The sequence below is a fragment of the Kitasatospora sp. cg17-2 genome, assembly GCF_054031055.1.
This window is the reverse complement of sequence record NZ_CM132923.1, coordinates 14454-37127: the sequence shown is the minus strand read 5'-3', so window position 1 is coordinate 37127 and position 22674 is coordinate 14454. Positions and strand designations below refer to the sequence as shown.

The following is a 22674-nucleotide window of genomic DNA, read 5'->3' as shown; positions in this document are numbered from 1 at the left end:
CGGCGACCCCACGAAGGAGAGGACGACCATGTCCCAGCACGGTTCTGCAGCCCGCAACGACCCCGGCGACGACGCGCCGGCCCCGGACCCCCGCGGCGGTCCGGCGGACCCGGCCAAGGCGGACACCCTCCGCCCGCACGGCGCCCCCCCGGACGCCGCCCGCGCCGGCACGCCCCGCCCGGACCCGCCCCGCCCGGACCCGCCCCGCCCGGACCCGGCCCGCCCGGAGGCCGGCCGCCCGCCGGCTTCCCCCGAACGAGGCGCCGCCGCAGGACGCTTCACCGTCGTACCGGGAGGCGACCGGGCCGCGGACCGGCCGTCCGAGCCCGCCCGCCCCCTGCCGGGACCCCGGACCGGCGACCCGCAACCGGCGTCGGCGGCACCCGCGCAGAGCGGACCGGGCGGTTGGCTCGGCGTCGAGCGCACGCGGCGACTGCGGGCCGAATGGCACTCCGTCCAGGCGGGATTCGTCGACGATCCCCGCCGGTCCGTGCAGCAGGCCGACGCCCTGATCGAGAAGTCGGTCGCCCTGCTGGCCGAGGCCGTCACCGAGCGGCGCCACCGGCTGCGCGGCGCAGAAGCGGCACCGGACGGCACACCGGCCGCCAGCACCGAGGACCTGCGCCTCGCCCTGCGCGAGTACCGGTCACTGCTGGACCGCCTCCTCGGCACCTGAACCACCGGCACGTCCCGGGGTGCGCCTCGCCGTCCTGGCGGTGCGGCCTGTGGCGGCTGCTCCCGGTGTCCCGGCCCTGACGTGACGCGGGGTGCGACACGTCAGGGCCGTGCTGCGCCCCCGGCCCGGCGCCGACCGGTGCCGCCGGGCCCGGCGGGCCGAGGGCCGCCCCCTGGCCCCGGCCCGGGCGCCCGGTCACCGCGAGGACGTCCCGGGGTGCAGCGTGACGCTGACCGTCGCGTTCCCGGACGGCGCCGGCCGGACCCACCACGGCGACCCGCGCCGCCGGCGGCCCGGCTCACCCCCCCCGCGCGTGAGCCGTCGGACTCCCGGCCGGTCTTCGACGAGGCCCGCGCCGCCGGCAGGTACCCGAAGTTCCCGACCGCGCCGCACCGGCGCATCACCGCGGCCGAGGCCGGAGCGGCCTGACCGGCTGCGCGTCCCGCCCCGTCCCGTCCCGGCCCGCGTGCTGTGTCCGGTCTGCTGGGACGCTCCCGGGGCACGGCGCCCCCGTCTGCCCGGGTGGCGGCGGTCTGCGGCCGGACCCGGGCGGGTGGCCGACGGGTGCGGCCGGGGCCGACCTGCGGTAGTGGAGGCCCGTGTACCGGTGTGGACGGGCGGGAAGTACTACCGGTCGGGGAATCGTCTGCACGGGGGAGTGCGATGGATGCGGCGGCGTTGGCGGCGTGGGTGGCCTCGGTGATCGGCGGGATCGCCACCGGCGCGGGAACCGGTTTGGGGACGGCCACCGCCGAGCGGATCGGCCGCGCCGCCCGTGAGCGGCTCGCCGCGGACGAGGAGAGCCGGCGCGTGCTGGAGCGCTTCGACGGGGACCCGGCGGCGCCAGGAGCCCGGGACGACCTGCAGGCCCGCCTGCTGGCCGTGATCGAGCAGGACGCCGAGTTCGCATCCCGCCTGCGCGCGGCCGCGGGCGTGCCGCCCGGGCCGCCCGGCTCCGTCAGCCAGCACGTCCATGTCGGCCGCGACGTGAAGAACGGCGTGATCGCGATCGGCCCGGTGAGCATCCGCAGGAAACCCGGCACGATCGCCGTGCTGATCACCGTCGTGGTGATCGTGCTGGCCCTGGCCGTCAAAGGCGTTGCCGATCTCGGTGACAGCGACAACAGCCCTGCCGGCAGCACACCGACGGGCGCGGTACCCGCTCCCGCTTCCGGTGCCGGCGGGCGCGGAGCGGACCCGACGGCGGGCGGCGACCGCGACAAGGCCGCCGTCGTGCGGGACGACGCCCTGGTGCAGGCCATCGCCCCCGACCTGCGGTCGATGCCCGGCGGCTGGGTCACGAAAGCGGGGCCCGATCTCGTCCCGTGCCCCTCCGACTGCAACGGCAGGCTGCAGATCGGCATGGTCACGTTCGAAGGCCTCGCCGCAAGCGACTCGAGCAACGACCGGGTCACCTTCGCCTACGGCTGCTACGACAGCGTCGAGAACGCCGCGGCCGCCTACCAGCACAACACCGCCAGAAGCCCGGCAACCGCCGACAACCCCTCGCACGAGATCTCCGTGCCGAAGGTCGGCGACAGCAGCAAAGCCGAGTCCTTCCACGACTCCACAGGCATCAACCCCGGTTACGACGGCCTCGTCAACTTCCGCGTCGGCACCATCACCGCCACCGTCCAGTACGCCTCCCTCAACCAGATCAACACGCGCCAGCTCACCCTCCTCGCCCGCCTGCTCGCCGACCGCGCGCAACAGGCACAGAACGGTCGGACACCCTCGGCCCAGGCCGCCGCGTGACCAGCAGGTCCGAGCAGCCGATCCACCGACCGGGTCGGACGGTCCAGCGGTGGTCCTGGCGGGGGTGCTTCTTGCGGATCGTCGGGCCGACCCAGGGGCGCGGCCGTAGCCGGACCGGTCGGCCTCGGCGGCGTCCGTCGTCGTGACCAGGGCGGGCAGCTCGCGGCCGAGGTCGCCCAGCACCGTGCGGGGCGTCGCCGCGGCGAGTGCGCAGAGGGCGACCAGGGCGACCTTCTCACCCGGCGCCAGCTGCGGTGTCCCGTCGGCGAGCATGCTGCCGGTGACGACGCCGGCGCCGAGGTCGTGCGCCAGCTCCTCGTCCAACTGCCCGTCGCCGCCCGGGGAGACCTCCCGCCCCGCAGCCTGCTCGAGCGCGTCGGCCGAATCTCGTGATCGTCGACACCTGTCCGCAGCGCCGTGCCCGCTGAGCGCCGTACACGGCCGGCGGGCCGTCCGGGAGCCGCCACGGCGCTGACGCTGCGACGCGGTTCAGGCTATGAGCAGGCGCAGGCCGAGATCTGCCGTGTCGTGGTCGGCGAGGTGGCTGTTGCGCTCGGCCCACCGGCCGGAGTCGAGGTCGTCGGCGAGGCTTCGTACCGCCCGCTGCTCGGCCTGCGGCCCGACCCTCGTCCACACCGACATCGCACGGCGCACGTGGTCCTCCGGATACGCCCCCGGTCGGCGCCAGTACGCCTCGAACAGGCCGTCGGCGCAGTCCCACGGGACGGGCACCGGCTCGGTGCGGGCGCCGACCGCGTCGGCCATCCGGGCGAGCGAGGGGAACTCCGCGAGGACGGCGGCGAACTCGGGCAGGTAGTCGCGGGTGAGCCAGAACCGGTCCTGCCATCCCGGCTCGTCGGTGTCGAACGTGAGCACCACCACGCGGCGGGCCACGCGCCGCATCTCGCGCAGCCCCGCCATCGGGTCCCCCCAGTGGTGAACGGTGGAGACGGCCATCGCGGCGTCGAAGGAGCGGTCCCCGAACGGCAGGTTCTCCGCGGCGGCGGCCACGCACGGCGCCGAGCCGGCAGGCCGCTGCCCCCGCATGACCGCCGACGGCTCCACCGCGGTCACGTCGCGACCGGTCGGCTCGTAGGAGCCGGTGCCGGCTCCGACGTTCAGGACTGTCTGCGCCTCGCCGAGCGCGTCCCGGATCTGCGCGGCGATCCGCGGATCGGTACGCCGTGTCGCGGTGTAGGCGCCGCCGATCGCGTCGTACAGTCGTGCACCGAGCATCTCGAACTGTTCCTCCGGTGTCACCGTCAGTCCCTTCGCCCGTGCCTCGAGTTCCCTGTCGACGGCCGCCGCCATGGCGTCGGCGCGATCACGCCGTTCCAGCAGCAGGCCGCGCAGCCGGCGCAGGTGCGCGACCGCGTCGGTGGACGGGTCGCCGACCAGTTCCGCGACCTCCCGCAGCCCGAAGCCCAACCGCCGGTAGGCAAGTACCTCGCGCAGCCGCTCCACGTCGCCCGCCGAGTAGGCCCGGTACCCGGCCGCGGTCCGCGCCGACGGCCGAACGAGCCCGATCCCGTCATAGTGGTGCAGCGTGCGGACGCTCACGCCGGCCGGCTCGGCCACGCGTCCCACGGTCCAGTGGTCTTCCACGGCACCGACTGTGCGGCCTGACGCCACGTGAGGGTCAAGAACCCCGCTCACGGCGGCAGGAGCCGAACGCCAAGCAGCGGCCGACCGCCACCACGACCGAACCCGAGCCACGATCGAACCAGGGCCGCAGAGGGGCTGCCTCCCCCAAGGAGGACGCCCGTGGAGCGCACATAACCGGCGCCGTCGGGCACAAACCAACGGCACGGCCTCGCGGGGCTCGGGACCGGGTCCATTTCGGGGCCGGTGGTTCACGCGGTGCCGAACCGCGCGGCCAGCTCGTCACGTTGCTTGCGTACGAACCCCGTGTCCACCACGGCCCCGTGCCCGGGTACGTAGAGCGCGTCCTGCCCGCCGAGTGCCAGCAACCGGTCGAGTGCCGCCACCAGGCATGCGGCTCTGCGTCGGAGCCCGCCTTGGGCGCGCCCGACTCCTCGACCAGGTCGCCGCAGAAGACGACGTCCGGGGCCCCGTCCCGGCCGACCGCCAGGACCGCCAGGTCGTGGGCGGTGTGCCCGGGGCCGACGTTCGCCAGCAGCACCCGCTGCCCGTCCTCGTCCAGGTCGATCACGAACTCCCCGGAGACCAGGTGCTGCGGAACGACGAGCGCGGCCGCCGCCTCGGCCGCCTCCACGGGGTCCACCCCGAGCCGCACCGCGGTGCTCCGTATCTCTTCCCGCTCGCTCGCCATCAGCCGCTCGACGCCCGCGGCCCCGTACACCTGCGCGTGCGAGAACGCCGCTGTGCCGAGCACGTGATCGAAATGCGGGTGTGTGAGCGCGACGTGCGTCACGGGCAGGCCGAAGAGTTGCGTCACCTCGTGCCGGATCTCCGCCCCCGCGCGCAGCGTGGCCCCGGTGTCGACGACCAGCACACCCGTACGGCCCGCGATCGCTCCGACGCTCTCGTCCCATCCCGGCATCCTGCGCCGGGCGACGCCGGGCGCGAGCCGTTCCCAGCGCGCCTCGACGCCGCCCGTTTCCCCTTGTGTTCCCATGCCGCGACGGTAGCCCGGACGCGGTACCGTCGCCCAGCAGGACCACCGGGCCGGGGTGTTGGGACAGGTCGGCGTTTCTTCGTCCCGCGCTATGGAGTTCTCCCCGCCCCGACTGCCCTGGCGCCCGGGGTCCTTCCCCGGGCCGACCGACCCGTGCCGGCCCCGCCGTCCACGGACGCCGGCCCCTCGCCCCGGCTAGGCCGACGGGGGAGCAGCCGGGACGTCACCCGCCCCCGTCATCGGCGCGGCCTGCCGGCGGCCCGGTGGGCATCCTCGGCGCGCCGAGGCGGTCTGCCGGCGGGGGCGTACCGGTCTCCGGGCCGGCGAGACCACCTGGTGCCCGTCCCGGCCCGGCTCCCGTAGGACCGGTACCCGTCGGAGCTGAGTTCGAGTCGACTGTCACCGACCTCCCGGAGCCGCCGGCGAGCATCGAGGCTCGCCGGCGGGTCGCGCACGAGTACCGTCAGAGCGGTGGTGCGGCGGAGACCCAGTCGCCGCAGCGGCTCGTCATCCTCCAGGGACTGTCGACCGGGTCCTTCGGCGGCCGCCGGAGAGCCGCTGTCGCGTCCTTGATGCGCCCGGCGTCGATGAGGTGCTCGGCGAGGCGGACAGGGCTGGAGGCGAGGTGCGGTTCGAGGACCGCGCGGGCTTCCTCGGGGCGGCCGGCCGCGGTGAGCATGCGGGCGATCTCGTCGGCCGCGTACCAGGTGTCGCCCTCGGGGAGCGCAAGTGCCAGCTCGATCGCCCTGTCGGGCAGGCCGCAGGCGGCGGTGATGAGCGGTAGGCGCATCCGGCTGGAACATCCACACGTTGAGCCAGGGCCGGGACTGGCTCAGGGGTGTCGCGAGTGGTGTGTCAAGGCAGGGGACCGTGGACGGCGCAGAACTCGCAATCGCACCTGGTCATGGAGTTGGCCGGACAGTGGGCGGTGGGCCAGTACGGCGATGCGCATGGGCCGGGATCGACCGGCGTGTCGTACCGTGATGCGCTGGCGCCAGCCGCAGCGGACTACGGCTGGTACGCCACCGACGCAGACCCTGCCCCGTGCGAGCGGCGACGTCGAACGGGATGTCCGACCGGACCACGGCAGGCGCGCCCGCCCTCCCCGGCAAGCAGCACCTCCGCGCCCGCGAGTACGACCCCTCCCTCGGCCGCTTCACCGCCCAGGACCCCCTCACCACCCCCGCTGGCGCACCGTCCGTCTCCTCCTACACCTACGCCGCCGGCGCACCGACCGTCTTTACCGACCCCAGCGGCATGTCCCCGGAGGACAGCGACGACGAGATCACTCCCGGCAACATCGCCAAGTGGCTCGGTCAGGGCGCCAAGGCGCCGTTCGAAGTAGTAGGTGACATATTCAACGCCGCCACCGGCCGCAACGGTGGCGTCGGCGCCTTCATCGACAAGTACTTCCCCGTCCGCCCCGCCTACGCGATGTACGTCGCCGCAGCCAAACTTCGTGAGTTCGGTTGCAACAAGGTCGCGGACGAGGTCGAGAAAGACGCCGATAGTCTTGCTGCCCAGGTCGCCATCGGAGCCTTGGATGTCTGGGCGCGGCGAACCCTCGCCAAGAAGAACGGCCCTGACGTCCAAAATCTCGGCAAGGTCACCGAGATTGTCGAGCACAACCTGTGGAAGCTTTCCTCGCGAGACAAGGGACTCGCCTTCGAAGACAAGATGGGATTTGACAACCTCCGGGCGGGATCGCTGACCTGGGATCACTTCGAGCCCGACAGCGGCATTGCCATCAGTCTCAAGTCGATGGACACCAGCCTCAAGACCATCAACAATCCAGGTGCGTTCTTGACCCGCCTGAAGAGTGTTGTCGACGACGCCGCAGGGTACAACGGCGATCAACGGCCCGCCTACAATGGGGGCGTCGACCCGAGCCACATCAAGCATCGCGTCGTCTACGTAATCACCAATGCGAACGTTCCGCTGACCGAAATTCAAATCGAGCAGATGACCCGAGCGGTCGAATATGCCCAAACCAAGGGCGTGGTTCTGGTATTCGGCGCATCCAGGGGATAGAAGAAGGGTGAGGAGTGAGCTACGACTTCCACATCACGCGTGCGGAATCCTGGCCGGAGAGCGAACAATCTCCCATCGAGAGAAGGGAATGGGAGGCGGTGGCGGATGGCCATTCCGAGCTGCTCCAGGATGGCTTTTTCGACTGGAATGATATTGGGCGCCAGCCGGTCTACGCAATTTCTGGGGAAGTCATCTCGTTCTCCTGGAGGATCGGAAGAGTCGATATCTCCGGAATAATCACCGACAGGGTGATGGGAATCGCCGAAGGCCTTGCTTCACAGTTGAACGCTGCTGTCGTGGGCGACGACGAATAAGAGCACTCCGGTGTGGTGCCAGCATGGCGCGGGCACCACACCGGACCTCTCACAAAGCCGGGAGGCCGTGCGGCCAGGGTCGGGTGACATTCTCGCCACGGTAGCCGCCCTGTGGCCGGGGGGCCTGGTCGAGGCCAGCCGTGGGCCCTCGCGCCCGAGCGGTCTGTCAGGACCACCACCCGCTACCGCCCGCCAAGCCGTCCACGACGCCTTCGACGACCTGGCCCGACGATGGCCCGACGTCCTGGCCACCCCCAGCCCCACGGCCTGCGCGTGGCAGAGCGTGCGCCACCACGTCGTCACGGTCAAGGACCCGCTCGGCAACACCGTCACCACCAGCTACGACCCGCTAGGGCGCCCGACCTCCGTCACCGACCCGCTCGGCCGGATCACCACTACCGCCTACGATGCCGCGGGCCGGGTCACCTCCGTCACCGACCCGACCGGAGCGGTCACCACCAACACCTGGAACACAGCCGGCGAGCGCACCAAACGCACCGACGCCAACGGCCGCACCACCACCTACACCTACGACCGGCTCCACCGCATCATCGCCGTCACCGACCCCCTCGGCCGCACCACTCGCACCTGGTACGACGAGGAAGGCCGCCGCGCGAAGACGACCGACCGGGCGCTGAACCGGCGGGCCGGGGGCGGAGGTGCGGCCGGCCTCGACGGCGGCGTCCATCGTGGCGGCGAGGACGGGCAGCCCGCGGCCGAGGTCGCCGAGCACCGTGCGGGGCATTGCCGCGGCCAGCGCGCAGAGGGCGACCAGGGCGATCCGCTCGCCCACCGACAGCTGCGGCAGCCCGTCGGCGAGCACACTGCCGGTGACGACGCCGGCGCCGAGGTCTACCGGCTGGACCTGTGGTGGATCGGGGAGTCTCCCGACGAGGGCGACTGACACCCCCGGGCCGACGACCGGCCGCCGGACCTCCCGGCACGGCCTCGGCGCACGCCGGCCACTGACTGCGGACCCGCATCCGCGGGCAGCGGCCGCATGCGTGCCTCGTGCCTCGTGCCTTGTGTCCCGGTCCCGGTTCCGGACCGGGACACGCCGCACGGGAACGACCCGCTGCCGCCATGGCAGATCGACGTCCCGGCTCCGGTGCCGGCCCCACGGGCCGGCACCGAGTCGCTCGGTTGTCAGTGCTGGTTGCGATGCTGGCGGGCATGGACGAGGAGGCGTTGATGCGGGGCCGGGTGTACGGGGCGGACCACGACGACCCGGATCCCGGACCACGGCCCGGCCGCGCCTACCGGGAGCTGTGCGGCGGTCCGCTCGACGGCCTCCTGCTCGATGTCACCGGCTGGGACAACGGCGCTCTCGCGGACGGAGCCGCACTGCCCACGGAGATCGGCGCGTTCGGCCCCGGCGGCCGCGCCCACTACGAACCGCGCCCCGCGGATCCGAAGCGATGGGACTGGGCAGGGGACAGCGCCTGAAGAACGACGACCGCGCTCCGCCCACGGCGCCGACGATCCTGGCCGCAGGCCGCCTCCACACCGTGACAGCCGTCCGCCGGGCCGCGGCCCGATCGCCGGGCTCCACGCCGAACACCCTGGCTACGATGCGCGGCAGGAAAGCGGGGGGGACACGGCCGAGCGGCACGGTGCGGCGGACCGCGGCGTCCACCACGACGAACACCGGGCGGAGCGCGACCAGCCGCGGACGCCGCGCACCGGGGCGACCGGCCGCAGGTCCTGGCGGCGGTGCGAAAGCCGGCCGGCCTGGTCAACATCCGGCGGGTCGCCGGCGCAGCGGCTGGGCGCCGCTGCACCGGGCCGCCGGGCACAACGCCCCCACGGAGGCGGTCGAGCGGCTGCTGGCGGCCGGCGCCCGCTGCGCTCCGCCGGCGGCGACGCCCCGTCGACCTCGCCACCCGCCTCGGACACGAGGCCCTGGTGCCGGTTCCGCACCCGGTGCCGCTGCACCCGGTGCCGGAAGCCGGTCTGCGGGCGATGGAGCACCTCCCGCACGCCCTGATCCGGGTCCGCACGAGTACTTCAACGTCACGGTGACGCTGGTGCTCCCGCAGGTCTGTGTGCTGACCGAGCTGCCCGACCCGGCACTGTGGTTCTCGGCGCCCGGCATGTACGGGGCTTCGGCGTCCGGCCCGAGGAGGAGCGGGGCACGGCCCGTCTCGCGGTCGGCAGGCACTGCCGGGTCGTCGGCTGCTCCGGCCGCACGCACCACGTCACCCCCGACGGCTGCGTGCCGGTCGAATCCGGGTGGTGGTAGCAACCCGCGCCCCGGACGCGGGAGATCGGCGCGTTCGCCCCCGGCGGCCGTGCCGGCTTCGAACCGAGGGCCACGGACATGCGGCCGGGGGACCGGGGCAGTGACTGATGACCGGTCGGTGACGACTCGAAGGCCTCTTCTCGTCATCGCCCGGTGAGGCAGCCGGTCCTCCCGCGACGGTCGTACCTGGGCCGGGGTGCGTGCGCGGCGTGGGCCGGACGGGCTCCGGGGAGGCGGGGGAGTGGCTGGCGCCGTTTCGGGGGCAGGCTTCGAGGTCGATCCCGACGTGCTGTTCCGGGCACCGGTGAAGTTCATGGGATCGAAGGACTTCGTCTGCAGCATCGCCTCCGGCGTGGCCGGAGACCTGGCGTCCACGGCCGGGACGGCGGGCGACGACTCGGCGGCCCACGGCTTCGCGCGGAAGTACGAGCCCGCGGCCAGGAGCGTGGTCAAGGCGATCGGGAGCGCCGGACAGGGCATGGCGACGATCCCCTGCCGCCTGCTGACGACGGCCGCGAACTCCCTCGCGGTCCAGGACTCGGTGGCCGGCCCGGAACTCGGACGGGCCGGCCGAACCCGCACGAGCGGGGCCGCAGCCAGCCGTTGCAGACATCCGGCCCCGGCCACCCGGACCGCCTGTCCCGCCCTTGGCCGGCCAGCGGGCGGCCCCTTCCGGGCGGCGTCCGTCGGCAGGCCGGCGTGCCGCAGGGTGGGCCATCGCGCGGGCAGGTCCGGGGAGCGTCCGGGCGTGGGGCGGGGAGCGCCGGGGAGCCTCGTCGGGGCAGGGGCCCGGGGAGTGTCGAGTTCGTGGTGGGGCGGTTCAGGGGCCCGGTCCGGGCAGGGGTCGCGTTCGAGGCCGGTGAGGACGGTGTTCGGGTTGCCGCCGTCCGCGCACCCGTTTCCGGTTGGGTCCCGCGCTGCCCGGGGCGCCGGCAGTGGTGGTCGGTGTCCCTGGCACGGCCGTGCTGCGTGCCGTCATCGGTCTCGTCGTGCCGTGTGGTTCTGTCGTCCGGGGTGGTGGTCGTGTGCGTAGGTGAGGAACTCGGCAAGCCGGCCCGGGCTGGTGTACATCTCCTTGGCCCGGGCCATCATGAGGCCGGGGCTGTGGACGCCTTCCATCGCACTGGCCGCGTGCGGCCAGACGTGGCGGCAGCGGGTGACGTACTCCCCGGACGCGACGACGATCACCTCTGCCGCAGTGTCGACACCCTTCTTGACCGCGTCTGTGTAGATGTGGTCCTCCGTCGCGGACCGGGGGTGCTTGTTCTTGAACCTGATGCCCTTGTAGCCGCGCACGGGGTCCGACAGGTCCAACAGGCCGTAGTGGTCCGAGAGGATCAGCAGTCGGTCGCCTACCTCTTCGTCGATCACCGACTCGACCGCTCTCCGGAGCGCCTTGTGCAGAGGTCCGGTGTAGACGAGCCCGGCAGGGACGGGCTCGATCTCTGCGAGCGGGTCCTTCTGTTCCCCGCACGAGACCACGTACAGCTTCCTGACGATCGCCGCCCCCATGGCAAGCCCCTCTTCGTCGTGATTGTGCCGCCGTGCATCCTACGGAGGTGCCCGGCGGGAGGTCGCGGCTCTCCAGGGAGTGGGTGGTGTTGTCGGGCGTGCGGGGGTGATGTCCGGCCGTGCCCCGGCCGGCCGGGGCGGCTCTCTCCCGGGGGCGGATCGTGCGGAGGACCGCATTGCGCGGATCCGCAGCCACCGGCCCGCACGACCGGGCGGTCCACCCCCACCGCGGGAGCGGGCCGGTACGCCCCCGCGGCGGACGACGGGTCAGGGCGGTTCGGCGAGGCGGGCGGCGACGGTGAGGAGCAGCAGCCCGCCGGCGGCGGCGGCGGTCCTGAAGTCCAGGACGCCGGTGAACGGTCCGGTGACCAGCAGCAGGGTGCGGTGCGCGCGGATCGCGCGCTGCCACTGGCGGCCGGCGGCGACGGGACCCTCGTACCAGGGGTGCCCGCCGGGCCGGCGCACGGTGAGGTGCTGCCCGTCGAGGACGGCCGTCCATCCGGGGGCCGGGTCGCCCCCGGGCGGGTGCGCCGTCCAGCCCTCCCCGGCCACCACCGGAGAGGCGGCCGCGGCGGGCACGACCAGGACGGGGCGCCGGTCGGGCAGCAGCTCCGGCCACGGCGAGCCGCACAGGCCCGTACCGGTCAACTCCACGCACGACCCCTTCCCCCCGCCCCTGGCCGGGCCGCTTCCACGGACCCGGCAGGCCCCATCATCGGCCACCACCCGGGCCGCAGGGAGGCGGAATCCGCCGACGAACCGACCGGCGGCCGCGGCCGGCCCGCACGGCCCGCCTCCGGACCTGCGGGCGGCCGCTGCTTCCGGCCGCGCCGGGTTCGGACACCGTTTCGAATCCGGTCCGCACGGTCGGAGGCGGCTGGAAGAATCTCGGCCTGTCGGCAGACGGTCGATCGGGCGAGGACGCCGGGTTGTTCGGCGACGGGTGACGAGGGAGGACGAGGATTCATGCACGAGATGATCGGTCGCTTGTCCGGCATACTCGGGATTTCGGAGGCTCGGGGTGATGTCGTCGACTGGGAGGAAATTGCGCGGAGCACGGGCCTGCGGGTTCCGGCGGACTACCGGGACTTCGTCGCGGTGTTCGGCGGCGGCGAGCTGAACGAGTACCTCGCGGTCCGCATCCCGCCGGGAAGGCCGCCCCGAGAGCCGGCTGCTGGAGGGACTCGGGTTCGATCCGCGGGAGGAACCGCAGCCGGACGGCGGCGCCGGCGCCGTGGAGCTGTCCGAGGAGGGCAGGCTTCTTCCCTTCGCGACGACCATCAACGGTGACGTGGTGTTCTGGATCTGCGACTCGCTCGATCCCGAGAGCTGGGACGTCGTCGTCTTCAGGCGCCAGGTGCCGTACGGAACCGCCCGGTGGCGCCGGTACGGGACGGGTTTCGGCGAGTTTCTCGCCGGTGCTCTGGACGGGGCGCTGCCCAATCCCTTCAGCGACGACTCCTGGAACCTTCCCCCGCACGAGTACCGGAACTGGCGGGAGGGACTGAAGCCCTCGGCTCGGCTCTGAAGCCTCTGCAGACCGTCAGGCTGCAGGAGACGGCCCGGTCGCGTCGCCGAAGGCGCCGGTGAGGCAGCGGCGGACCTCTCTCGTGACGAAGCGCTCGAGGCATCCGAAGATGTCCTTCGTCCTGAGTCCGCCGAGGGTGCGCCGTGCCACGCAGCCGCGCGTTCGAGGGTCGTGACGCATGCGGACCGGCACGATTGTGTGCGGCGCGCGGTCGGCCCGGCGGTCTCCGCCACGGTCGGGCCGGTGGCGGTCGGTGCGCCCGGACGAGGCCGGGACGGGTGCGGCGGCGCACGGGTGGGCGAAGGAGGTTTCGGACGCGAGCCGGTCGGGGCTGTCGCCGCGGTGACCGGCAGCTGCCCGGCGGTCTCGGTTCCGACGCCTGGATCCGGCGGGGCGGTGGAGCAGAGTGCCCCTGAGCGTCCGCACTGGCCGGCCCGTCAGTGCGCGGCCCTACGGTCGCGGTATGACCGACACCGGTGCCCTTGCTCTCGTCCCGGCCTGGCGGGGTTTCAGCGCCCGGCTGGCCGCTCGCTCTCCGGCCGACCACGCAGCCCTGCGCCCGGCGGCCGACGCCGGGCGGATCGCAGGCCTGGAGGACGGACTGGGCTTCGCCCTGCACCCCCAGGTGCGCGCCCTGCTCGAACTGCACGACGGCGTCGCGCCGCGACCCGCCGGGGACACCTTCCCCGCGGGGTCCTTCCTGCCACTGGCGCACCGGCTGCTCCCCGCGGAGCACATCCTCGCGCGCCACCGGAGGTACGTGGAGCTGTTCCCGGCGGACATCCGGGATCCCGGGGGCCGGGGCACGCCGGCCGGTCACGCCCGCTGGTGGGTGCCCATCGCCCTTCCCCTCGACGGGGGCGTGCTCCTCGTGGACCACCTCCCGGGCCCCACCTGCGGGCACGTGTACGAGATGGGTATCGGCTCGGGCGACATCGAGGGCAGCCTGTGGGCCACCAGCCCGGCGGACATGTTCGCCGCCCTGACCGACAGCCTGACCACCGGCCGGCCGTTCCGCCACTTCGTCCCCGACACCCACCGGCACACCTCCGGAGAACACCGCCTCGACTGGCGGGTGGCGCGACAGCCCGCCCCCGAAGCGAAGCGGTGCGATGCCGGGATCCGGTGGTGGCGGCTCCGGGGCAGTGGCTGCGGAGGGGAGGACCACAGGTGAGTACGGCGTTCCCGGGCCGGAGCGCTGACGCTGTCCCGTGAATCCGCTGACGCCCGGCGGTATCGGCTGGTCTCCTCCTGCCCGTACCTCACAGCGCCGAGGGGCCGGGGCGTTCCCGGTACCGTCACGTGCGGACCCGTTCCGGGCGGGCGCGGCGCCTGGGGCCTTGGCCCGGTTGCACGCGCGGATCACGGCGGGTCGGGTTGCGGCGGAGCACCCCGCGCGGGACCCGACCGGGTTCGCCGCTGCCTTTCGCGCCGACGGCGAACGGAGCTGGGCCGCCCGCCGCCCGCCGCCGGCCGTTGCCTCCGGTCCGGCCGCTCCGCCGGGGGAGGTGGGTCTCCGTGCGGTCGGTGATCCGGTCCGCCCAGCAGGTACCGACGAGCACCGGCCTGGTGAGGAGGATGTCGCCGGCCCGCTGGGAGCGGCCGAAGAACCCCGGCTCCTCCGAGGAGAGGTCACCCGGGTAGTTGCAGGGCACGCAGATGCCGCGGGCGTCCGTGCACGTGAGGGGACCGGCACGGAGCCGGGACGGCGCGCGGCCCACCAGCGCGATCCCGTCCAGCAGGACCTGGGGCCGTGCAACGCGTCGACGGCCGCGCCCGCCGGGTGCCCGGCGCTGGAGTACCCGGTGACAGCCGACTTTCAGGCGTGGCTGTGCCGGGGGTTGTCCTCGCGGCCGAACACCGGCCCGTGGGGCGAGTACGGCCTGTCCCTCCTCCACGGGAGGAGCTCCGACACACCGTGGAGCGCCTCCTCCACCTCCTACCGTGGAGTGCCTCCTCGACCTCCTGCGGCGTCATCCCGAACCGCAACGGGCCCACACCGTGAAGCGGCTCCGCCGTCCGTCGGACCCGCTGCTCCTCGGCGGCAACGTCCCGGCTCACGCGCGCCGAACCCCTTCTCGCCGCCGGGGCCGGAAGTCCCGGGCGGGGCCGGCCGGTCCTTTCGGCCCCGGGGGACCGTACGCCAGGACGGTGACAGCCCGTACCGGCAGGCGCTCGACCGTGCCGGTCGGGATCACTCGGGCGTCGGTCGGGGATCTTCCGGCTGCTGCTCCGGACGGCGGGAGCCCGGGAGTGCGCAGGCGGCCGCGGCGGTGAGGGATCCGGCGCAGAGCAGGAAGAGGGCGGCCGTCCGCACGGTCCAGGGCGGTGCGCCGGGGACGGGGCCGAGAGCGGGGCGGACCTCGTGGCGGGGGTCGTAGGTGAAGAGCACCTGGCGGCCGACGTCGAGGTGCTTGTCGCTGGGGTCGGCCTCCAGGGTCCAGCGGGTCCCGTCGGGGGCGCGGGCGGTGAGGTAGTGGCTGGGGGGCGGCCCGAGGCCACCGGTGTCGTCGGAGCCCCGGCTCCACCGCCGCTCCACGACGCCGGTGACCGCCACCCCGCGCTCGTGCCTCACCTGCACGTCGGTCCAGCCAGGGGTGACCGTGCCGTAGACGGACGCTCCCAGCAGCACGGCGGTCGCGGCGGCCGCCATGACGCCCCGCGGGAGGGACTCCCGAGCGGAGCCGTAGTAGAGGACCGTGACATGGACCGTCAGGGCGGCCAGTCCGACGACCAGCATGGCCAGGTAGAACAGCTCGTCGGCGGTGTGCCGGTACACCGCGGCCGTCACCCACGAGCCGGCCACCACCGCGGCGACCGGAGCCAGGGCCGCGGTCACGAACCGCCCCAGGGCCCACAGGACGCCGACAACGCGGCGCCGGAACGTATCCCCCATGGCGCACAGCGTGACCCTCCGCACCCCGGCCGACAAGCCCTCCGGTGCGAGCGGACGCAATCGGAACCCACGGGCGGCACCCTGGCCGCCACCGCCGACGTGCTCGGGAAGCCACTCGCCCACGCAACCACCGGCTGCGATTCCTCGGGTTGGTGTCGGTACTGGTGAGAGGTTGATGGCGGCGCCGGTCTGAGGGCCGGGTTTGGGCTGGTCGGGTGGGTGGTCGGGGGTGGTGGGTTTGGCTGTCGTGGGGGTGAGAGTTCCGGCGGTCGGGCGCTGTCGTGGGGGTTGTATCTCACCGTGGCTGCCGCTGTCCTGGGTTCGAGAGATCTGATGCCCTCTGCGGGGCGGTGCCGCTTGGATCTGGTTCATGGGTGACAACGGTGGGGGTGTGGGGCGGTGGTTGCCCCGGGCTTTGGTGGTACGGCGTCCGGTGGAGCGCCAGGCGGCTGGTGAGCTGACGTCGCGGCATGTGCGGGCGGTGGCTGACACGGTGGGTGTGTCGGTGCGGACGGTGTGGCGGTGGTGAACGCGACCGGCGCGGTGGACGGCAAACCCGCCCGCCAGGGCTACGCAATGTCTGGGGCACGGCAACTTCCGGACCTGGGCGAAGGTGGCCTCGCGTCTGACGGCGGAGGTCTACGGCCAGGCCCGCCCCGTGGTCGAGCGCCGACTGCTCCGCCTCACCGGCCCGTTGTGACGCCACCGCCGGCCCATCGGACCCGAATGCCGGCACCGCCGCCGCACCACGTGAAACAAGGCCGGGCAGGCCCTCACCCCGGCTTGGAGGAAGGCAGGAGAGCGTGAGCGAGCGCCCGAATCCCGAGCCCGGATCCGGCGGGGCCGCCCGCGGCGCTGCTGGCGCCGGTGGGGCGGCCGGTGCCGCTCTTCCCGCGGCTTCCCTGGCCGCTCTGCGCGGACCGGCGGTGCGCCGTCTGCTGGCCCTGCGGCAGGAGCGCGCTCTGACGGCCCGACAGGTCCGGCTGACCGCCCAGCACCTGGCGGTGACCGAGCGGACGGTGTGGCGCTGGCTCGCCGCGGCCGAACGCGACCCGGCCGCGGCCCGTGACCCCGGTTCCCGCGCCGGGACCAGCACCCGCTTCACCGTCACACCCGAGGTCCGCCATCTGCTGGCCCTGTGGAAGGGCAACGTCGCCGCGGTCCACCGCGAGCTGGCCGCCCTGGCCACCCAACAGGACCCGCCCGGCCGCCCGCCGTCGCTGCCCACCCTGCACCGGGCGATCCGGCGGGACCTGAGCGCGGGGGAACGGGCGGGCCTGGCGGCGGGAGAGCGGGCCGCCCGCAAGCACGACGTGTTCCTCACCCGCCCGCGCGGGCACCGCAACGCCGTGTGGGAGACCGACCACAAACAGGCCCCCGTGCTGGTGGACGTCGACGGCCGGGCCCGCCAGCCGTGGATCACCTGGTACGTCGACTGCGCGACCAACGCGATCGCCGGCGCCGTGACACCCGGCCAGCCCTCCCGCGAATCCGTCCTGGCCGCGCTGCGCTCCGCCGTGCTGCGCACCGACCCCTACGGCCCCGTCGGCGGCCTGCCCGCAACCGTCCGCATGGACCGGGGCCGCGACTTCCTGTCCCGCACGGTGATGGCCGCTTTCGAGCTGCTGAAGGTCGAGGTCGAGGACCTGCCCGCCTACACCCCGCACCTGAAGGGGACGGTGGAGGGGCTGAACCGTTCGGTGGAGCGGATGCACCTGGCCGCGCTGCCCGGCTACGTGCACCAGCCCCGACCGGGCCGCCGCCCCCGCCCCGCGGACCGCCACGGCCTGCTGTCCTTCGAGGAGTTCACCACCGGCCTGATCGCCTGGGTGGTGTGGTGGAACACCGAGCACCGCCCGGCCCCGCTCAAGGGCAGGACTCCGCTCCAGGCGTGGCAGGACGATGCCGCGCCGGTGAGGGACATCCCGCCCGGGGACCTGTGGACGTTCACCCTCGAGGACGACCGCGCCGAGCCCCGGGCGGTGACCGGTCGCGGCGTGAAGTTCAAGAACCGCTACTACGTCGCCCCGTGGATGACCGGCCGCACCGGCACCCGGGTGAGGGTGCGCCACATGCCCCACCACCTGCACGAGATCGAACTCTTCGACCCCACCACCGGCCGCCACCTGGCCACCGCCCACCTCGCCGACGAAGCCACCCCCGAGCAGATCGCCGCGGTCCGCCGCGCCCGCACAGCCCGCACCCGCCGCCTCAGACGCGACCTCGAACAGGCCCAGGCCCAGCGCTACGAGCGCTACGCCGCCGCCACCCGGCCCGAGGCCCCGCGAACGCTGGACGCCCTCACCGCTGCCGAGGCCGGCTGCGAACTGGCCACCTCCACCCACACCGACCTGACCGATCTCGCCCGGCCCGACCTCGTCCCGCCCACCGCCCCGCCCGGGCACTGGAGGACCCCGCCAGGACTGCTCACCACCGCCCGCCCCGTCACCGAAGCGACCCGAAAGCAGACCCTGTGACCGGACTCCTCCCGCCCCAGGCCAGCGACCAGTACCTGCGCCTGCCCGGCGCCCAGGTCGTCACCACCCGCGCCCTGCTCGCCGCCCGCGACAACCTCGCCGACACCATCGACGCCCGCGCGATGATGTGCGTCCACGGCGGCGCCGGCTTCGGCAAGACCCTGGCCGTCAACACCTGCCTGCGCGACCTCGACCCCGCCGAGGACGTCCGCCGCATCACCTTCCGCGTACGCCCCACCCCCCGCGCCGTGCGCCACGAGCTCTTCGCCGCCCTCGACCTCCCCGGCACCCCGCCCCGCGGCCCCAGCGAGTTCGACGCCCTGCTGCGCGAAGCCCTCGCCCGCACACCCCGCACCCTCGTCGTCGACGAGGCCCAGTGGCTCGGCGGCGAGGCCTTCGAGTACTTCCGCTACCTCTGGGACGACCCCTACACCCGGCTCGCCATCGTCTTCGTCGGCGGCGAAGGCTGCCACCAGGTGCTGCGCCGCGAGCCGATGCTCTCCTCGCGCATCTTCATCTGGCAGCACTTCACCCGTCTCACGTCCGAGGAGGTCCAGGCCGTTATCCCGCTGTTCCACCCGGTGTGGGCCGACGCCGACCCGGCCGAGATCGCCTTCGCCGACCAGCACGCCGCCCACGGCAACTTCCGCGCCTGGGCCCAGCTGACCGCGCACGTGCACCTCGGCCTGGAGCGCACCGGCCGCGAGCGGGTGGACCGCGAGGTCCTCGGCTGGGCCTTCAGCCGGCTATGAACCACCGCCAGCCGTCCCCGGACGGCGCGCCCCGCCCGGGAAGCCCTACAGGTGCCGGCACGTCGGCGGGCGTGGCCGACGCCGACTGTCCGCAGTGCCGCGGCCACCTGCCGGGAAGGTGGCATCGACGGCGCGGTACCTGGCCGTCGACCTGCTGCTGGACCCCGCAACCGTCCTGGCGGCTTCGCAGCGGCGCGTCCTGCCGCCGGTGACGGTGGTACTGGACCGCGACGACGACGCCCGCTTCACCGCCGCCGCGCTGGCCGCCCACCGGCCCCGGGCCGGAACCATCACCGTCCACCCCACCGTGGGAACGGCCCGCACAGCCGTCCTCCTGCACGACCACCTCACCGCCCTCGGCCGGTCTGTGGCCGGGCTGCGGGCCCAGGGCCTGACACGGGAGGTACAGGCCGAGCATGCGGTACGGGTCTGGATGTGGACCGAGGCCGTACGCCACGTGATCGTGCTGCGCTCGCACCTGCGCATCGACCTGCACTACCTGCTGGACCTGCACACCGCCACCGGTGCCGCCCTCACCCTCGTCTGGCACACCCCCGCCCCGGGGCGCGAACTGGAACTCCTGCTGAACAGCCTCGACCACCGTGTCGTCGACACCCTCGCCGCCGCCCGTGACGCCTTCCACGAACCCGCCGTCTGCACACCGTGTTGCCCGGCCGCTCCGTCCCGCGTCAGGGGCCGGGTCCTGATCCCGGGGTGGGACGTCCCCTTCGCCGCCCTGCCTCCCGCCGTGGTCCTGAGGCGGATTCGCCGCCATGCCGCGCACCCGGTCCAGGCCGGGGCGCTGGCCGCCGCCTGGATCACTGGCGCGTCACCGGATCGTCTGCGCGGAGTGCGTCTGCAGGACGTCGCCCCCGATGCTTCCGCACTGTCCCTGCCGACGGTGATCTCGGTCGGTCCGGGGCGTATCGGCCGTCACGGCATGCGGCGGGCCTTCCACGTCCCCCGCCCGCTCCGTCCCTACCTGCTTGCCGCCGCACACCACCGCGGCCTGGAAGGCGCCGGCTCCGATGCCCGGCTGTTCACCACGGTCCGCGCGGACCGCCTGAGCGCCGTGGCCACCGCGTGCGGGCTCCACATCCCTTCCTGATCGCACCTGCCCCAAGCATCGGGATCGGGTGGGCAGACTCAGGCGCCGGCGAGGGCCGCGCCGGGCAGGACGGCCCCTGCTGCATTCCCGTCATCTCCCGGACATCCTTTTCGGGGTTGGTGACCGATCACGGCCTCACCCGGCACCGACAGACCGGGGCGGGCCGCCCGCCGAGGCATGCTTGTACGACTTACTCAAAAGGCGTGGACCGGTGTCGGCGTGGAGGCGTAGGGTCTCCCTAGTGTTTCAAGCTAGATAAATAGGCGTGGAGGTTGTGGTGTGTTCGTGACGACCGGTCAGGCCGGGACGGCCCTGGGGTGCTCGATCCCGACGGTGAGGAAGCTGATGGCCACCGGCGCGGTCCCCGGCGTGCGCGACACGGGCCGGCAGGTGTTCCCGCTGGCCGCGCTCCAGCAGCTGCAGGCCCGCCAGGCCGCGGACCTGACCGTGCTCGGCACCCCGGAGGTGGCGGTGCTGCGCTCGGACGCCCCGGCGAAGGTGGACGAGCCGGACCGCCAGTGGATCGGGTTCGGCACCGGCCTGGACCAGGCGCAGCTGCTGGCCTCGCTGTCGGGCTGGTGGCGGTGCGACCCGGCCCGGGTCGCGGCCGGCGCCGTGCTGCCGGTGACGGTGGCCGGGTTCGTCGTCGCGGTGCTGACCGGCCTGACCGAGTGGGAGGCCGACGGCACCGCGGGCACCGCGGGCCGGTTCCGGTTCCCGAAGGCGCGGCTGGTAAGCTACCTGACCGACCTCACCGCCCCCGCGAACGCCGCAGACCCCACCGACCCCAAGGACGCCCGCCTGGCGGGCCTGCTGCTCGGCACCCGCCTGCCCTCGCTGTCCGGTGGCCCGATCGCCTACGTCACCACCACCCCGACCACCACCGACCAGCCCACCACCGAGGAGGAGTGACCCGCTGATGGACCGCAAGACGTACACCGCCGAGCTCGCCTCTCTGCGCGAGCTGCGCACCGAGATCACAGCCGCCGAGAAGCAGGTCGCCGCCGCGCAGAAGGAGCTGGACAAGCTCACCGCCCAGCGCTCGCGCCGCGTGGCCGGGCTCGCGGGGTACGAGGGCGCCCAGGCCGCAGCGGTCGCGAAGGCCTCCGGGTTGTCGGTCGGCGACGTGGTACGGATCGCCCCGCTGCTGGACCCGACCCCGGCCGCCGTCCGCGCCGCCGCTGCGCCTGCCCCGGCATCCGTGGCCGAGCCGGTCGACGAGCCCGCCGTCGCGGTCGCCCCGGCGCTGACCCGCCCGGCCCCCGTACTCGAGCAGCCCGCCCCGGCCACCCCGGTGACTGAGGCGCCGATCGACGTCGCCGACCAGGCCACCGCCGCCTTCGCTGCCCCGATTGTTCCACCTGCGGTGCAGGAACCGCAGGAGACAGAACCCGGCGTACAGGCCGGCTTTGTTGCCGCGCCGCGCCCGGTGCTCGAGGCCGGTCCGCGTGAGCTGCCCACCCTTCCGGAAAGCCCGGCCGGTGCCCGGTTCGAGGCCGTGACGACCGGGCTGGTGTCGAAGCGTCCGAACTTCACGCAGCAGTCCCGCGCGACGGTGTTCCTGGACGCGGCGGCCGGGATGCTCGCCGTCCGCGACCAGGTCGTCCGGGTCGATCTCGGGGCCCGCATGCCCGGGGAGGTCCTGGACGCGGTCCTGCACGCCGCGCCCGGTACGGAGCGGGTCTACGTCACCGCCGGCGCCCCGTGGCACGACGGCGCCGAGCGCTACAGCACGCTCAAGGACGCGGTCGCGGCCTGGCTGAACGCTCCGAGCGAGCGGTGGACCACCGCCGTCGGGAGCGGCCGGGACAGGCTCGCCGGGCACTTCGTCCACCAGCGCCAGCCGGTCGGCCGCTACGCCCCGGCGGCCGCGCCGGACAGCGGCAGCATCGAGATCCGGAGCATGGGGGAGTGGTTCGACCCGGACGGCGCCGACGTCGTCACCTGCCGCCAGGCGTTCACGCTGCTGTGGCAGGCGCTGCGCCGCCACTGGGACGACGCGGTTCTGATGGGCTCCCCAGCCAGACCGGCCGGGACCTGTGGTCGCGCACCATCCCGACCAGCGGCAAGTGGGCCGGGGGCTATCCGGTCCTGTCGGAGGAACTGCGCGCCCTGCTGCACGCCACCGGCGGGCAGGGCCGCACCGAGCTGCTCCTGCCGCCCCGCGTGCCGGAGCGGCTGCCCGCCCTGGTGGAGTACGACCGCACCTTCGCCTACGCCAAGCACCTGTGGAAGAGCCCGGTGGGTACCCCGCGCCGGATCACCGCCGCCGCGTTCGCCGCGATGACCGAGGCCGAGCAGACGAAGGCGCTGATGTCCTGCTCGCACTGGAACGTGCGCGTCACCGTACCGGCCGGGTGGAACCACGTCGGCCTGCTGCCCGCCCCCGTCACCGGTGACCGGGCCTGGATCTACCCGGCCACACCGGGCACTACCTTCACCACCTGGGCGGGCGGCGCGGAGGTCCACCTCGCCCTGTCGAACCATCTCGCACCGTGGCGGATCGAGGTCCTCGGCGGCCTGCTGTTCGAGGACAGTAAGCCGCTCGACGAGTGGGGCAAGCGGTTGAAGGCCGCCTGGGCGGACCTGACCAACCTGTCGAAGCTGCACGGCGACGAGCGCCAGCGCACCGCCGCCTACCTCGCCTCCCGCGCCGTCCGCTCCGTGCTGCTGTTCGGCCTCGGCGGCTTCGCCCAGCGCCCGCGCCTGGTCTCCGGCACCACCCCGCTCGGCGAGACCCTCCCCGCCGGGGTGGAGATCCTCGGCCAGGACGACCAGGTGGTC

18 protein-coding genes and 2 pseudogenes are annotated in these 22674 nt (G+C 73.9%); 13 read left to right on the top strand and 7 right to left on the bottom strand.

Annotated features, from left to right (window positions below; all coding sequences use genetic code 11):
* The first annotated feature begins 28 nt into the window (after positions 1-28).
* Both ACW14Y_RS00135 and ACW14Y_RS00130 read left to right on the top strand, forming a co-directional pair.
* Positions 29-676: a hypothetical protein gene (locus ACW14Y_RS00135; RefSeq protein ID WP_456985406.1), complete on the top strand. Its 648-nt coding sequence runs from the start codon at positions 29-31 to the stop codon at positions 674-676.
* A gap of 609 nt (positions 677-1285) precedes the next feature.
* Positions 1286-2431 (top strand): hypothetical protein, encoded by a 1146-nt coding sequence (locus ACW14Y_RS00130; RefSeq protein WP_456985375.1) that lies wholly within the window; start codon positions 1286-1288, stop codon positions 2429-2431.
* Positions 2432-2920: 489 nt separating this feature from the next.
* Here the strand turns inward: ACW14Y_RS00130 and ACW14Y_RS00125 are convergent, their stop codons facing one another.
* The 3 genes and pseudogenes from ACW14Y_RS00125 to ACW14Y_RS00115 form a co-directional block, all read right to left on the bottom strand.
* Entirely contained in the window at positions 2921-4018 is a 1098-nt protein-coding gene (locus tag ACW14Y_RS00125; RefSeq protein WP_456988397.1) for a MerR family transcriptional regulator, read from the bottom strand.
* A gap of 266 nt (positions 4019-4284) precedes the next feature.
* Positions 4285-5030: pseudogene (locus ACW14Y_RS00120) on the bottom strand (MBL fold metallo-hydrolase).
* Between the two features lie 463 nt (positions 5031-5493).
* Positions 5494-5820, bottom strand: a complete 327-nt coding sequence (locus tag ACW14Y_RS00115) for a hypothetical protein (RefSeq protein WP_380300160.1) — start codon at positions 5818-5820, stop codon at positions 5494-5496.
* Between the two features lie 278 nt (positions 5821-6098).
* On the opposite strand from ACW14Y_RS00115, the gene ACW14Y_RS00110 reads away from it, so the two are divergent.
* The 4 genes from ACW14Y_RS00110 to ACW14Y_RS00095 all read left to right on the top strand — a co-directional run bounded on the left by ACW14Y_RS00110 (position 6099) and on the right by ACW14Y_RS00095 (position 8821).
* Entirely contained in the window at positions 6099-7061 is a 963-nt protein-coding gene (locus ACW14Y_RS00110) for an endonuclease toxin domain-containing protein (RefSeq protein WP_456985377.1), read from the top strand.
* 14 nt (positions 7062-7075) lie between these two features.
* Entirely contained in the window at positions 7076-7375 is a 300-nt protein-coding gene (locus ACW14Y_RS00105) for a hypothetical protein (protein WP_402723929.1), read from the top strand.
* 283 nt (positions 7376-7658) lie between these two features.
* Positions 7659-8279 (top strand): hypothetical protein, encoded by a 621-nt coding sequence (locus ACW14Y_RS00100; protein WP_456985378.1) that lies wholly within the window; start codon positions 7659-7661, stop codon positions 8277-8279.
* 269 nt (positions 8280-8548) lie between these two features.
* Positions 8549-8821 (top strand): hypothetical protein, encoded by a 273-nt coding sequence (locus ACW14Y_RS00095; RefSeq protein ID WP_380300176.1) that lies wholly within the window; start codon positions 8549-8551, stop codon positions 8819-8821.
* A 1771-nt stretch (positions 8822-10592) separates the two neighbouring features.
* Here ACW14Y_RS00095 and ACW14Y_RS00090 read toward each other — a convergent pair.
* The gene (locus ACW14Y_RS00090; protein ID WP_456985405.1) at positions 10593-11129 is read right to left on the bottom strand and encodes a DUF6884 domain-containing protein; all 537 of its coding nucleotides are present in this window, start codon (positions 11127-11129) and stop codon (positions 10593-10595) included.
* A 267-nt stretch (positions 11130-11396) separates the two neighbouring features.
* A complete protein-coding gene (locus ACW14Y_RS00085) occupies positions 11397-11783 on the bottom strand; it encodes a hypothetical protein (protein WP_456985380.1) in 387 nt (128 codons plus the stop codon).
* Between the two features lie 580 nt (positions 11784-12363).
* On the opposite strand from ACW14Y_RS00085, the gene ACW14Y_RS00080 reads away from it, so the two are divergent.
* Positions 12364-12657: a hypothetical protein gene (locus tag ACW14Y_RS00080; protein WP_456985404.1), complete on the top strand. Its 294-nt coding sequence runs from the start codon at positions 12364-12366 to the stop codon at positions 12655-12657.
* Positions 12658-12672: 15 nt separating this feature from the next.
* Here the strand turns inward: ACW14Y_RS00080 and ACW14Y_RS00075 are convergent.
* Positions 12673-13037, bottom strand: a pseudogene (locus ACW14Y_RS00075) (transposase); the annotation flags it as partial.
* Positions 13038-13120: 83 nt separating this feature from the next.
* Here ACW14Y_RS00075 and ACW14Y_RS00070 point away from each other — a divergent pair.
* The gene (locus tag ACW14Y_RS00070; protein ID WP_456985382.1) at positions 13121-13831 is read left to right on the top strand and encodes an SMI1/KNR4 family protein; all 711 of its coding nucleotides are present in this window, start codon (positions 13121-13123) and stop codon (positions 13829-13831) included.
* A 1020-nt stretch (positions 13832-14851) separates the two neighbouring features.
* On the opposite strand, the gene ACW14Y_RS00065 is transcribed toward ACW14Y_RS00070, so the two are convergent.
* Positions 14852-15553 carry a hypothetical protein gene (locus ACW14Y_RS00065; RefSeq protein WP_456985383.1) on the bottom strand — a complete coding sequence of 234 codons (702 nt, stop codon included), beginning with the start codon at positions 15551-15553 and terminating at the stop codon, positions 14852-14854.
* A 926-nt stretch (positions 15554-16479) separates the two neighbouring features.
* On the opposite strand from ACW14Y_RS00065, the gene ACW14Y_RS00060 reads away from it, so the two are divergent.
* From ACW14Y_RS00060 to ACW14Y_RS00040, 5 genes are all read left to right on the top strand, one after another.
* Positions 16480-18030: a transposase gene (locus ACW14Y_RS00060; RefSeq protein WP_456988395.1), complete on the top strand. Its 1551-nt coding sequence runs from the start codon at positions 16480-16482 to the stop codon at positions 18028-18030.
* The gene (locus ACW14Y_RS00055; RefSeq protein WP_456985384.1) at positions 18027-18782 is read left to right on the top strand and encodes an AAA family ATPase; all 756 of its coding nucleotides are present in this window, start codon (positions 18027-18029) and stop codon (positions 18780-18782) included. The genes ACW14Y_RS00060 and ACW14Y_RS00055 overlap by 4 nt, the downstream gene beginning before the upstream one ends.
* Before the next feature lie 118 nt (positions 18783-18900).
* Positions 18901-19890, top strand: coding sequence for a hypothetical protein (locus tag ACW14Y_RS00050; RefSeq protein ID WP_456985403.1), 990 nt, complete (start codon positions 18901-18903; stop codon positions 19888-19890).
* A 285-nt stretch (positions 19891-20175) separates the two neighbouring features.
* Positions 20176-20802: a DNA-binding protein gene (locus ACW14Y_RS00045; RefSeq protein ID WP_456985402.1), complete on the top strand. Its 627-nt coding sequence runs from the start codon at positions 20176-20178 to the stop codon at positions 20800-20802.
* A 7-nt stretch (positions 20803-20809) separates the two neighbouring features.
* Entirely contained in the window at positions 20810-22177 is a 1368-nt protein-coding gene (locus ACW14Y_RS00040; RefSeq protein WP_456985401.1) for a hypothetical protein, read from the top strand.
* The last annotated feature ends 497 nt before the right edge of the window (positions 22178-22674 follow it).

Excerpts from the sequence above, each read along its gene's own strand:
- ACW14Y_RS00135 (WP_456985406.1), top strand. The coding sequence starts at position 29 with ATGTCCCAGCACGGTTCTGCAGCCCGCAACGACCCCGGCGACGACGCG.
- ACW14Y_RS00115 (WP_380300160.1), bottom strand. The coding sequence starts at position 5,820 with ATGCGCCTACCGCTCATCACCGCCGCCTGCGGCCTGCCCGACAGGGCG.
- ACW14Y_RS00110 (WP_456985377.1), top strand. The coding sequence starts at position 6,099 with ATGTCCGACCGGACCACGGCAGGCGCGCCCGCCCTCCCCGGCAAGCAG.
- ACW14Y_RS00095 (WP_380300176.1), top strand. The coding sequence starts at position 8,549 with ATGGACGAGGAGGCGTTGATGCGGGGCCGGGTGTACGGGGCGGACCAC.
- ACW14Y_RS00090 (WP_456985405.1), bottom strand. The coding sequence starts at position 11,129 with ATGGGGGCGGCGATCGTCAGGAAGCTGTACGTGGTCTCGTGCGGGGAA.
- ACW14Y_RS00070 (WP_456985382.1), top strand. The coding sequence starts at position 13,121 with ATGACCGACACCGGTGCCCTTGCTCTCGTCCCGGCCTGGCGGGGTTTC.
- ACW14Y_RS00065 (WP_456985383.1), bottom strand. The coding sequence starts at position 15,553 with ATGGGGGATACGTTCCGGCGCCGCGTTGTCGGCGTCCTGTGGGCCCTG.
- ACW14Y_RS00040 (WP_456985401.1), top strand. The coding sequence starts at position 20,810 with ATGGACCGCAAGACGTACACCGCCGAGCTCGCCTCTCTGCGCGAGCTG.